At 57.9% G+C, this 12,194-nt stretch carries 11 protein-coding genes; 6 read left to right on the forward strand and 5 right to left on the reverse strand.

The annotated features are described in order from the left end of the window. Nucleotides 1–21 precede the first annotated feature (21 nt). Nucleotides 22–1,500, forward strand: a complete 1,479-nt coding sequence (locus tag ABRP98_RS05665) for an MFS transporter (RefSeq protein WP_349858035.1) — start codon at nt 22–24, stop codon at nt 1,498–1,500. Between the two features lie 93 nt (nt 1,501–1,593). On the opposite strand, the gene gyrB is transcribed toward ABRP98_RS05665, so the two are convergent. The 5 genes from gyrB to dnaA all read right to left on the reverse strand — a co-directional run bounded on the left by gyrB (nt 1,594) and on the right by dnaA (nt 9,090). Continuing rightward, nucleotides 1,594–3,663 carry a DNA topoisomerase (ATP-hydrolyzing) subunit B gene (gene gyrB, locus ABRP98_RS05670; protein WP_005280472.1) on the reverse strand — a complete coding sequence of 690 codons (2,070 nt, stop codon included), beginning with the start codon at nt 3,661–3,663 and terminating at the stop codon, nt 1,594–1,596. Between the two features lie 168 nt (nt 3,664–3,831). Beyond that, entirely contained in the window at nt 3,832–4,401 is a 570-nt protein-coding gene (locus ABRP98_RS05675; RefSeq protein WP_023024611.1) for a DciA family protein, read from the reverse strand. Next, the gene (recF, locus tag ABRP98_RS05680; protein ID WP_349857978.1) at nt 4,398–5,588 is read right to left on the reverse strand and encodes a DNA replication/repair protein RecF; all 1,191 of its coding nucleotides are present in this window, start codon (nt 5,586–5,588) and stop codon (nt 4,398–4,400) included. The genes ABRP98_RS05675 and recF overlap by 4 nt, the downstream gene beginning before the upstream one ends. After that, a complete protein-coding gene (gene dnaN / locus ABRP98_RS05685) occupies nt 5,588–6,769 on the reverse strand; it encodes a DNA polymerase III subunit beta (protein WP_284770783.1) in 1,182 nt (393 codons plus the stop codon). The genes recF and dnaN overlap by 1 nt, the downstream gene beginning before the upstream one ends. 620 nt (nt 6,770–7,389) lie before the next feature. Next, nucleotides 7,390–9,090: a chromosomal replication initiator protein DnaA gene (dnaA, locus tag ABRP98_RS05690; protein ID WP_349857979.1), complete on the reverse strand. Its 1,701-nt coding sequence runs from the start codon at nt 9,088–9,090 to the stop codon at nt 7,390–7,392. A 672-nt stretch (nt 9,091–9,762) separates the two neighbouring features. Between dnaA and rpmH the strand changes: the two genes are divergently transcribed. Genes rpmH through rsmG form a run of 5 tightly spaced genes read left to right on the forward strand, consistent with a single transcriptional unit; the run spans nt 9,763 to nt 12,189 of the window. Beyond that, nucleotides 9,763–9,906, forward strand: coding sequence for a 50S ribosomal protein L34 (gene rpmH / locus ABRP98_RS05695; RefSeq protein ID WP_005275994.1), 144 nt, complete (start codon nt 9,763–9,765; stop codon nt 9,904–9,906). 3 nt (nt 9,907–9,909) lie between these two features. Further along, entirely contained in the window at nt 9,910–10,290 is a 381-nt protein-coding gene (rnpA, locus tag ABRP98_RS05700; RefSeq protein WP_034653281.1) for a ribonuclease P protein component, read from the forward strand. Then, nucleotides 10,278–10,559: a membrane protein insertion efficiency factor YidD gene (yidD, locus tag ABRP98_RS05705; RefSeq protein ID WP_284785356.1), complete on the forward strand. Its 282-nt coding sequence runs from the start codon at nt 10,278–10,280 to the stop codon at nt 10,557–10,559. Before rnpA ends, yidD begins: the two co-directional genes overlap by 13 nt. A 13-nt stretch (nt 10,560–10,572) precedes the next feature. After that, nucleotides 10,573–11,556: a membrane protein insertase YidC gene (gene yidC / locus ABRP98_RS05710; protein ID WP_349857982.1), complete on the forward strand. Its 984-nt coding sequence runs from the start codon at nt 10,573–10,575 to the stop codon at nt 11,554–11,556. A 33-nt stretch (nt 11,557–11,589) separates the two neighbouring features. After that, nucleotides 11,590–12,189 carry a 16S rRNA (guanine(527)-N(7))-methyltransferase RsmG gene (rsmG, locus tag ABRP98_RS05715; protein WP_349858037.1) on the forward strand — a complete coding sequence of 200 codons (600 nt, stop codon included), beginning with the start codon at nt 11,590–11,592 and terminating at the stop codon, nt 12,187–12,189. Nucleotides 12,190–12,194 lie beyond the last annotated feature (5 nt).

Consider the following 12,194-nt stretch of genomic DNA (forward strand, 5'->3'; position numbering starts at 1 on the left):
TGCAATATCGGAATCAGACCCTTGAACCCCTCATCGCCTAGAATTAAACCAGTCCAACTTTCGGGGGCCAGTTCAGACCCCGCCCGCTGGCGGGTTCTTATTATTGTGCTGGTCACGGTGTTCATGTCACTAATTAGCGTGTCCATCGTGAACGTGGCGCTGCCGTCGATTCAGTCTGGGCTTGGTGCCACGGATTCAGATGTGCAATGGGTCCTATCTGGTTATGCGCTTACCTTCGGCGTGGTCCTCGTCGCCGCCGGGCGCGCCGGCGATCTCGTGGGACGCGGGGGCATCTTCCTCCTCGGCATCGCCGTCTACACCATCAGCGCCGCCGTCGCGGGTTTCGCGCCGAATGCGCATTCTCTGAATATCGCGCGTTTTGTGCAGGGTGTTGGCGCCGGATTGCTGAACCCTCAGGGAGTGGGAATGATTCAGCAATACTTCCGCGGGGAAGAGCGCGGCCGCGCCTTTGGATACTTTGGCGCCACCGTGGGAATCGCGGTGGCTATCGGCCCGGTACTGGGTGGCTTCCTCATCAAGATCGGCGGCCCTGACCACGGGTGGCGGCTGACCATGCTGGTCAATGCGCCTATCGGCCTGCTGGCCATCATCTTAGGCCTCATGTGGTTCCCACGCCCGCTGTTTTCCCGCGTCTGCGATGCCGCGGGCAATAAGCTGGGCATCTTTAAGGCGCTGGCCACCCTGGATCCCATCGGCGCGCTCATTCTCGGTGCCGCGGTATGGTGCATCCTCTTTCCTTTCATGGACTCCACCGGTTCCCTGGCCGTGTGGTGGCTGCTCCTTGCAGGTGCCGTGCTCATTGGCGTGTGGGTGCTGTGGGAGCGCCACCACAAGGCCACTGGCCACCCGCCGATGGTGGATCTCAATATCTTTGCCACCTCGAGCTTCCGCAATGGCACCATCATCGCCACGTTGTGGTTTATGGGCATTACCAGCATCTGGGTGCTCGTTGCGTTGTACTTCCAAAATGGACTGGGCTACTCCGCCCTGGCAGCCGGCTCGGTGGGTATTCCGTCCGCGCTCCTCAACTCCATTACCGCTACCATCGCGGGCCGCAAGATCTCGCGGTACGGGCGCATAGTGGTCATCATCGGCATGCTGACCACTATCTTCGGCCTCTTCACAACCGTCGTCTTTATTTGGGGCACCACGCATTGGGGAATGAACGAATGGTGGCTCATCCTCTCCTTGGCATTTATCGGGCTTGGCCAGGGTGCCGTGGTATCACCTAACCAAACCCTGACCTTGGCGCAGGTCCCAGATAACTACGCCGGTTCCTCCGGCGCGGTCCTGCAAACCGGCCAGCGCATCGGCACCGCCATTGGCTTGGCCATCATTACCGCCATCGTCTTTGCCATGCTCCAAAGCACCTCCGGAGATTGGCCCGTATCCATCATGACCGGCTTTGGCGTCATCATCGCCGTCTGCCTAGTGTCCTTGAGCTTTGGGTTTGCTGATCAGCGCTCTTCCAGCAGCTAAAGCTCCTCACCTCATTGTTAGAGCCCACCGTGGAATTATTCACGGTGGGCTCTATTGCTCTAGGCACTGCACGCACAGGGCTAGGCCAGCGATTTAGATATCCAGGAAGCGGACATCCTTCGCGCGGCGGGTAATGAAGGAGCGGCGGGCGGCCACGTCATCACCCATGAGGATGGAGAACAACTCATCAGCGCGCTGTGCGTCTTCCAGGTCCACGCGGCGCAACAGGCGCGTGGAGGGATCCAGGGTGGTCTCCCAGAGCTCGGAGGCGTTCATCTCGCCCAAGCCCTTGTAGCGCTGGATGCCGTCATCCTTGTTGATCTTGCGGTTTTGCTCCAGGCCTTCCGCCAGCAGCTTATCGCGCTCGTCATCAGAGAAGGCGTAGCCAGGCGTGCCCTTGGACCACTTCAGCTTGTAGAGCGGCGGGTTAGCCAAGTACACGTGGCCATCCTCAACCAACTGCGGCATAAAGCGGAAGAGCAGGGTCAACAGCAGCGTGGCGATGTGCTGGCCGTCCACGTCGGCATCGGCCATCAGCACGATCTTGTCGTACCGCAGCTTCTTGATATCGAATTCCTCGTGGATGCCTGTGCCCAGCGCGGTGATGATGGCCTGGACCTCGGCGTTCTTTAGGACCTTATCCATGCGGGCCTTTTCCACGTTCAGGATCTTGCCGCGCAGGGGCAAGATGGCCTGGAACATGGAGTCACGGCCGGCCTTCGCGGAACCGCCCGCAGAGTCACCCTCCACGATATAAAGCTCCGAACTCCGCGGATCCTTAGAGCGGCAATCCGCAAGCTTGCCGGGCAGTCCGCCCAAGTCGGTGGCGGACTTGCGGCGCACCATCTCGCGCGCCTTGCGCGCTGCCATGCGGGCATGCGCCGAGGAGACGGCCTTATTGATAATGGCCTTTGCCTCTGCCGGGTTGGCATCAAACCAGTCATTGACGTACTCGTTAACCGAGCGCTGCACAAAGCCCTTGATCTCGGAGTTGCCCAGCTTGGTCTTGGTCTGGCCCTCGAACTGCGGGTCGCCCACCTTGACCGAAATGACGGCGGCCAAGCCTTCGCGGCAGTCATCGCCAGAAAGGTTGCCGTCCTTGTCCTTGATGAGCTTGTGCTCCTTGGCATAGCGGTTCATCAAGGAGGTCAAAGCTGCGCGGAAGCCCTCTTCGTGCGTGCCGCCCTCGTGGGTATTGATGGTATTGGCAAAGGTGTGCACGGACTGCTTGTAGCCCTGGTTCCACTGCAAGGCCACCTCGACCTCGTGGTCCTCGCCTTTAGCCTCGAAGGACACGATGGTGGGGTGAATGGCGCTCTTGGACTTATTGAGGAATTTTACGTAGTCCGTCAGGCCCTCCGGGTAGTGGAAGGTGATCTTCTTGCGGCGCTTCTTATCGGCCTTGGTGACGTTCTTGGAGTCGGCTTCCTCGTTAAAGGTATCGCCGGCATCGGGCACATCATCAAAGGATGTCTCGTCCGCGCTCGCCTCACCGGATTCCGCATCGGCGATTTCCTCGAGCTCGATCTGCTCTTCGGTCACGCGTTCATCGATAAGCTCGATGGTCAAGCCCTTGTTCAGGAAGGCCATCTCCTGCAGGCGGCGCGCAATGGTGTCGTAATCGAACTCGGTGGTTTCAAAGATCTCCGGGTCCGCCCAGAAGCGAATCTTGGTACCGGTGCCGCGGGCGTTACCGCCTTCTACAAGGTCATCCGGAATGGCGTTCTGGAAGTTTTGGTACCAGTGCTTGCCCTCACGCTTGATCTCCGCCTCCACGCGGGTGGATAGGGCGTTGACCACGGAAATGCCGACGCCGTGCAAGCCGCCGGAAACGGCATAGGAATCGGAGTCGAATTTACCGCCGGCGTGTAGCTGCGTCATGACCACCTGGACGGTCGGCGCACCGGAGGCGTGCATCTCCACCGGGATACCGCGGCCATTATCGATGACCTCGACGCCGCCGTCTTCCAAAAGCTTGACGGTAACTTTGTCCGCGAAGCCTGCCATGGCCTCATCGACGGAGTTATCGACGATCTCCCAGATAAGGTGGTGCAAACCGCGCGATCCGGTAGAACCGATGTACATACCGGGGCGCTTGCGGACGGCCTCTAGACCTTCCAGGATCGTAATTGATCCAGCATCATATGCGTGTTCTTCAGCCACGGATTCGTGCTCTCCTTTTGGCTATAGCTAATTCTAAGACTTTCACTATTCTACACGCATACCCCCTACTGAATGACACCCCACACCGGCCAGAGGTAGCTATGTGGCGCGCTCTGTGGTTATTTATCTTTTAAACGGCAGAGCTAACCTGCGCCTATCAGCCACTTATCAGCCGTAGGTATCTTGCGATCCCTGCGGTTTCACCCACTGCCGACCCTCGTAATTGCGCTGCTGCCGCGGGCCATGGATCCGCAGTTCAGCGATGACATCGGGGCCGAGCCGGTCCGCAATTTTGCGCAGGATTTCCCGCTGCAGGTAGCGCAGTTCCGTGGCCCAAGTGGAGTTATCGCAGGAAATATAGACGATCTTGTCCTTGATTTTTTGCGGCTGCGTATGGGCAGCGATGCGCTCGCCCACCAGGTTTTCCCAATTTCCCATCACCCAGCCGTGCGCTAATTCATGCTCCCAGCCGCGGTGGGAAATCTCCTTTTTAATCTGTGCGCCCAGGCTCGGCACGTCGATCTTTCGCCGCGGCCTCCTGCCATCGGCACCGGTAGGCCTGCCTACCTGGTAGCCGCGATAGTTCTGCTGTTGGGCATCCTCCAAGGAGGGCACCGGCATCTTCGGCACCGGGCGCGTAAGCTTTGGCGGATTCTTCGAGGTAGAGCGCACCAACCGGAAGTATTGGGTGACGGGATCCGTGCGCTGCGTGCCGGTTTCCCCTTCTTCCTCACTCATGCCTCTTCCTCGCTATCCTCTCCCGCGGTTTCTTCCGTGTGCAGGGTGGAAATGCGCCCCTTGTCCGTATCTTCCACTCCTACCCGGTAACGCACAATGGGCTCCAGGTTATCCGGTAAGTCCTCATCCACCGCGGCGGTAATTAGCACCTGCTCTGCCGTGGCGGCCAGGTGAACCAGCTGGGTGCGGCGCTTGGCATCGAGCTCGGCAAAGACATCATCCAAGATGAGGACCGGATCGGATCCCCCATCCTCGCGCAGTAGCTCAAACTCCGCTAGGCGCAGGGCGATGGCATAAGACCAGGTTTCGCCGTGGCTGGCAAAACCCTTGGCCGGCTGATCCCCCAGGTGGAGCACGAGATCATCGCGGTGCGGGCCCACCAAAGAGATCCCGCGCTCGATCTCGCGCTGCCGGGCATTAGCCAACTCGGTCAGCATGACCGCCTCCAGCACCTCGCGGTCAGAGGTATCGATGGTGGATTTATACTCCACGTGCGCAGGCCGCGACTCCGGTGCGAGGCCGGCATAGGCGGCGGGAATGTGGTCCAAGAGGGCATCGACAAGCGCAAGGCGCGCCGCAATGACCTGTGCGCCTAAGCGCGCGAGCTGGGCATCCCACGTATCCAGCGTCGATAGCGCCGATGCGCCGTCGCTATCGCCGTAGCCGCGCCGCAAGCTTGCTGATGCCGACTTCAACAACGCATTGCGCTGCTTTAATACCTTGTCATAATCCGCCTTAACCCCAGCTAGGCGCGGGGTCCGCGAGGCGATGATGCTATCGAGATACGCGCGGCGCCCCGCGGGCTCACCGCGCACCAAGGCCAAATCCTCAGGGGAAAACAGCACCGTTTTCACCACGCCGAGTAACTCGCGCGGGCTGCGCAGCCTAGTGCGGTTAATCTGCGCCTGATTGGCGGCATGTGGTTTGACCAGCAAGTGGGTGGTTAATTCACGCCCCTGGTTGACGGCAGTAAGGGACACCCGCGCGCTCTGCGCACCCTGGCGCACCAGCGGCGAATCATGGGAGACGCGGTGGGAAGACAGGTGAGCGGTATAGCCCACGGCTTCCACGATATTGGTCTTGCCAAAGCCATTGCGGCCCACGAACAGAGTGATCCCCGGGCCCAGCTCAAGTTTTAGTTCGGGCCATGAGCGAAAATCCCGAACATCGAGATCCCTTATAAACATTAACCTGGCAGGCGCACCGGCATTAAGAGGTAAGTGAAGTTGGTCTGCGGCGTGGGGAAATTGCCATCCTCATCTGCTTCCGGCAGCTCTTCTGGCTCCGGGATCATGATGGCGGGGCGGGAAGGCTCCGTGAACCCGAAGACCACGCGATCGGTGTTGATGACAGCAAGGCCATCCTTCAAATAGCCCGGGTTGAAGGCGATCAAGAATTCATCGCGGCCGTGGAATGCACACGGCAGCGTCTCGGTGGCATTACCGGCATCGGCGCCGGCGGACAGGGTGACCTGGCCATCGGCAAATTCCATGCGGATCTGCGCATTGCGGTCCGTCAACAAGGAAACGCGGCGAATGGCTTCTTGCAGCGGCGCCACCTCAACCGAGGCAATATTCGTGTGGGACTTGGGAAGCAAGGGCTGGACGTTTGGGAAATCCGCATCCAGCATGCGCGTGGTGGTTTCGCGGTTATCCGCATGCAGGCCAAATAGGCCATCGGCGCCGATATTATCGCCGGAGCCCACCGCGATCTCAATGGGAATATTCAAATGTGGATCCAGGCTGCGCCCGGTATCTTGCAGGGTCTTTGCCGGAACCAGGAGCTTAGCCTCAACGTCCTCAGCCGCCGGCTCCCACTCCAGGGTGCGCATGGCCAAACGGAAACGGTCCGTAGCCGTCATCTCAATATCCTTGCCGTGGATATCCATGTGCACGCCAGTGAGCATGGGCAGGGTGTCATCCTTGCCGGCCGCGGCCGCAACCTGCTGGATCGCCTCTGCGAATAGCTGCGGTTGGATCGTTCCGGTGACCTCAGGCAGGACCGGCAATTGCGGGTAATCATCGAGCGGGATGAGAGGTAGCTCAAAGCGGGAGGAACCACAAGCAACCAAAGCCTTGGAATCTACCTGGGAGATCTCCACTTCCTTATTGGGCAAGGTAGCCACGATATCGGAGAGCAATTTACCGGCAACGGCAATCTGGCCGGGCTCGTCCACCATGCCCGCGATGCGCACCCGGGTAGAAACCTCGTAATCAAAGCCGGTGAACTCTAAGCCGTTGTCATCAGCGGTGATGAGCATCGCGCGCAGCACTGGCTGGGTGACCTTGGAAGGCAGGCTGCGGGCAACCCACGCTACGGCGTTGGCAAGGTCATCTTTGGCAACGCGAAATGACACGGCTTCATCCATGGTGCGAAGAGCTCCTCTTTGGCGGGGTAGGAATGTGTAACTTTCAAAAGCTGGCTTCCAACTTACCGCATCCGGTGAACCTTGTAATTTTCCCTCCGCCCGTCCGAGCCAACGCCGCGCGCTCGGGACCGGGCACAATTTCACACATCCCCTTTCTACTTACAAGATCAGAGAAATAATTTAGTAGTAGTAATAAGCGCTGTGGGATCTGTGATCAACGGGGTAAATGACAAGTTCAGCGCGGCGATCCGGGGTGTGCCAATTCTTGTGATCTTGCTGTGATCAACTGGCCCGGAGTGTGGATAAATATGCGGGTCATCGTTTTATCCACAGTCTTTAGTAGTTATCCACGGATCTGCACACAGTGCTGATCACAGGGGCGTCTGTGCTGGATAGGGCCTGTGGAATTTAAAACTGTGAGCAAAATCTACAAATTACATCCGTGAAATTACACAGGTGTGGATAACTCTGTGGATAGCTGTTTATATGACCCTTACTGGGACAAAAGCGCTGGTAGATGGATGTGGCAGGTGGGGGCATCGGCAAGCGCACCGCCTGCTTACAAAAATGGCGCCTTCCTGTTATTCAAGGAAGACGCCACCGGGTGGTTGTGTTTTTCTCTAGCCGCGACCGCGATTCTTGATGCGCTGGGTCAGGGACTGAATCTCGTCGTAGGTATTGCGCTTTTCCGTCATCTCTTTGCGGATCTTGCGATCGGCATAGATCACCGTGGTGTGGTCCTTGCCGCCGAATTGCTCGCCAATCTTGGGCAGCGAAAGCTCGGTCAATTCGCGGCAGAGGTACATGGCCAGCTGGCGGGCGTGGGCCACCGCGCGCTTCTTGCCGGCACCGCGCAGGGTTTCAACATCAATATCGAAGTATTCCGCGGTGACTTCCATGATGGAGGCTGCGGTAATTTGCCGATCAGCAGAATCCGGCGCAAGATCGCGCAACGCAATTTCTGCCATTTCCACGTTGATCGGCTCATTGACTAAGGACGAGTAGGCGGATACGCGAATGAGCGCGCCCTCAAGCTCGCGGATGGAGGATTCGAAGCGCGAGGCAATGAGTTCCAGGACGGAACGATCCACTTCAGTGCCATCGGCGGCGGCCTTCTTCATCAAAATGGCAATGCGGGTTTCCAGATCGGGCGGTTGAATATCCGTAATCAACCCACCCTCAAAGCGGGTGCGCAGGCGATCCTCCAGCGTGGTGAGCTGTTTTGGTGGGCGGTCCGAGGACAAAATGATCTGTTTATTGGCCTGGTGCAGCGCATTGAAGGTGTGGAAGAACTCCTCCTGCGTGGATTCCTTGCCCTCTAAGAACTGGATATCATCCACCATCAAAATATCGAGGTTGCGGTAGCGCCGCTTGAAGGATTCCTGGCGGTCATCGCGCAAGGAATTAATATAATCATTCGTAAATTCTTCCGAGGACACGTATTTCACACGCAGCCCTGGGTGCAGCACCTGTGCGTAGTTGCCGGCGGCATGCAAAAGGTGCGTTTTACCCAGACCAGAACCACCCCAAATAAACAATGGGTTATAGGCGCGGGCGGGATTTTCCGCCACCGCCACCGCCGCGCCATTGGCAAAACGATTCGATGAACCGATGACGAAGCTTTCAAAAGTGTGCTTCGGGTTCAGCGAGGTCTCCCGATTGGGATCGTGCGCCGGGGCCTCCCGCGGAATGCGCGCGGCATTCGCAGATCCGCCGAACTCTGGTTGCTGGCGGTTATAGTCCTGCTGGCTGGTGTAGTGCTCCGCCAATTCATCCAGGCTTGCCGGGGCATGGCTGGACCGCCAATTAGGCGGGGTCTGACCTGCGGTGGGGTTGTGGTTTCCGCGGGCTGCCGACGCATCCGTTTGCTGGGGGCGAGAGACGTAATTTTGCGCGGAAGAAGAATCATTCTGTGCCGGCGGCATGTATTGTGCCTGCGGGTTGGGCTGGGAGGAAGGGGTCTGCGTACTTGCCGATGCCCCTCCCGGTGCCGGCCCCGAATTCGACGGGTTAGCCGGCGGTTGTGGCTCCTGTGGGGTAGCCAAGGTGACGGCGAAAGAACACGGGCGACCAAGGTGGCGGGTAAGGGCCTTGGAGATGTATCCGCCGAGCTCATTTTCTACAACTTCTTTGGCGTTGACATTTTCCGCTGCGACAAGCGTGTAGCCTTCCACCATCATGATCGGGCGAACCAACTGCAGGTAAAGGCGTTGTGTATGCGAAAAGCTCGGGACCTCAGAGTTGGGTTGCTCGGATTGCGCGAGCAGATCATCGACGATCGCGCGCCAGACAGCTTCTAGGTTCGCTTGTGGTTCAGTCACAACGGGCTACCTTCAATAATTCTCTCGGGGACGGGTGGACAGTAAATAACAAATTCCACGGTGGATTCCACCGCGGTTTTCACAGTGGTTTTTATCGAGTCACCTCGATCTCCACAAAGTTATCCACAGGTGTGGAAGAAATAGTTATTCACAGCTTAGTGCATGGCTGTGGATAACTTGTGATAGACCACTTTATAGCGTTGTACTGCGTAAACACTAAAACTCTCAAGTGGTTATTTAGAGTTATCCACAACGGTTTGCTAGCTGTGAAATTCGATTACTTAGTTCTACCGCCGCGAAGGCGGGTGTGTCTAACGGAAGATTTATACTTAAAATGCAAGCGGCTATGGACCATCGCGGCGCGCTGGATTAGCCGCAGGATGAGCGCCAAAACTGGCCTTCTAGCTGCAGGAAAAAACACTTATGTAATTTCGGGTGTACCCGAGTGTCGATTTGTTTCCAGCGGTTTAAATCACGTAATCTGGCATGGTCTATTGCAACAGAGAGTTGCGCGTGAACAGGACAGCGTCACTTCGCATTGGCTGGGCTACCAGAGCTCGCCGAGCGTTTAGATAACAGTGACGCGTCAGGTTCATGGAATCCATTCATCAGTGGATGTGCTGCCGTTTTGTGGCGGCAGTATGTCCACGTACAACTTCAAGGAGAATTGACGTGGCAAAGGGTAAGCGCACGTTCCAGCCGAACAACCGTCGCCGTGCACGTAAGCACGGTTTCCGTACTCGCATGAGCACCCGCTCCGGTCGTGCAATTGTGGCCGCTCGCCGCAAGAAGGGCCGCGCAAAGCTGTCCGCATAAGTCATGCTGCCAGCCCACCACAAGCTCACATCGCCGCCGCAATTTCGGCGGACGATGAAGGGCAGTCGCCGGCAGGGCACTCGCACCGTCGTCGTGCATGCGCGCGACACCATGAGTGCGAATTCCAATGGCACCATGGGCAATCCGGCCGAGATCGCGGCCACCGGGCCGCGATTCGGCCTCATTGTTTCTAAAGCCGTCGGGAATGCAGTGGTACGCCACCGCACCTCCCGGCGGCTTCGCCATGTGTGCATGACGCTCATCCCCAAGCTCCCAGCGGGCGTGGATGTAGTGATTCGTGCGCTACCTGCAAGTGCGACCGCTACCAGTGAGCAATTAGAAAAAGATATTACTAAGGCGCTGCGCAAACAATGGGATATTTAAATACCCGTGGGGAAGAAATTCCCGCAGCCTCCGGACTGGCTGCACCGCTGGTTAAAGCGGTTCGTTTCTACCAAAAGCATGTCTCGGGCCTTAAGATGGTATCAACCTGTCGGTTCGAACCGACATGCAGTGCTTATGCCTTAGAGGCGTTGTCCAGACACGGCGCGCTTAAAGGTACGGCGATGGCAATGGCTAGGGTGTGCAAATGTGGGCCCTGGCATCCGGGCGGATTCGATCCAGTCCCGGGACCGGTCACCAACAACAACTGAGGATTAAACACTCGTGCTTAATTTCATTTACTGGCCAATTTCGGCCGTTTTATGGTTCTGGCACTGGCTGCTATCCCTCGTAATGGATCCCGCGTGGGGCATTACGTGGATTTTGGCCATCGTGCTGCTGACCTGGACGCTGAAGACGCTCATGGTCAAGCCCACCGTGAGCCAGATTCGCTCTTCGCGCAAGATGCAGGAAATCCAGCCTAAGGTGCAGGAAATCCGCGCGAAGTACGGCAAGGATCAGGCTCGGGCTGCGCAGGAAATGCAAAAGGTCTATAAGGAATCTGGCGTTCGCCCGATGGCCGGCTGCCTTCCGGTCTTGGTACAGATTCCAATGTTCATTGGTCTTTTCCACGTGCTGCGCTCGTTCGACCGCACGGTTTCTGTAGCCGGCGGCATTGGACACCCCAGCGGCGAGCCGATGTCCATTGAGGCCAACGCCAATACCGCGAACTACATCTTCAAGCCGGAGCTCGTTCAGCAGTTCTTGGACGCCAAGATCTTTGGCGTTCCGCTGGTTACGAACCTCCGCCTGAACTCGCCCTTGGTGGAAGGCGTTACCACCACCACCCAGGCGGCGTTCATCATTGTGCCGATGATTGCCGTCATTGTGGTGCTGATGCACTTCAACGCGCGCATGAGCCTGAACCGCCAAGAAAAGCGCCGCGCCCAGGGCAAAACTTCCGCCCCGCAGGGCCAGAATGCGGAAATGATGCAGCAGCAGATGGCCATGATGTCCAAGATGATGCTGTGGGTCATGCCCGCAATGCTGATCTTCTCCGGCTTCATCTGGCCCATCGGTTTGTTGTTCTACATGCTGTCCAACACCGTGTGGACCTTCTTCCAGACCCGCATCATCTACGGCAAGATGGACCGCGAAGAAGAAGAGGAAGAGGCCGCTAAGATTGAAGCTAAGCGCACTACCGCTCCAAAGCCTGGCGCTCGTAAGAAAGACAACCGCACCAAGAAACAGCGGAAGAACGACAACTAAACAGCTACTGAGGAGATTCTCATAGTGTCCGAGATGGACCCGTCTGCAGTATTTGGCTCCCGCCTGCCGCTCGCGCAGGAATACCACGATTCGCTCGCTACAGACGGGTCCACTCGTGGTTTTATCGGCCCGCGCGAGGTACCGCGGCTGTGGGAGCGCCACATTTTAAACTGCGCCGTTATTGAACAAGTCATTCCGGAAGGCGCCACGGTTATCGATGTCGGCTCTGGTGCCGGATTGCCCGGCATCCCGCTGGCCATCGCTCGTCCCGATCTGCACATCACGCTCATTGAGCCGCTTTTGAAGCGCTATAACTACCTCAATGAGATCACCGAAAAGCTGGGCTTAGATAACGTCACCGTGCTGCGCGGGCGCGCCGAAGAAGGACCCATTAAAAAGGCAGTGGCCGGCGCGGACGTGGTGACCTCCCGTGCAGTTGCTCCCCTGGGAAAGCTGGCAAAGTGGTCTCTTCCCCTAGTACGCAAAGGCGGGGAAATGATCGCGCTGAAGGGCTCTTCTGTACACGAAGAGCTGGAGCGCGATGCCGCGGATATTAAGAAGGCCGGCGGCGGAAAAGCCGAGGTCACGACCGTTCATGGAACCACGATTATCCGTGTCCCGCGCGTGAACTAAAGTAG

Source organism: Corynebacterium sp. KPL2838 (assembly GCF_040225455.1).
Classification (GTDB): Bacteria; Actinomycetota; Actinomycetes; order Mycobacteriales; family Mycobacteriaceae; genus Corynebacterium; species Corynebacterium rhinophilum.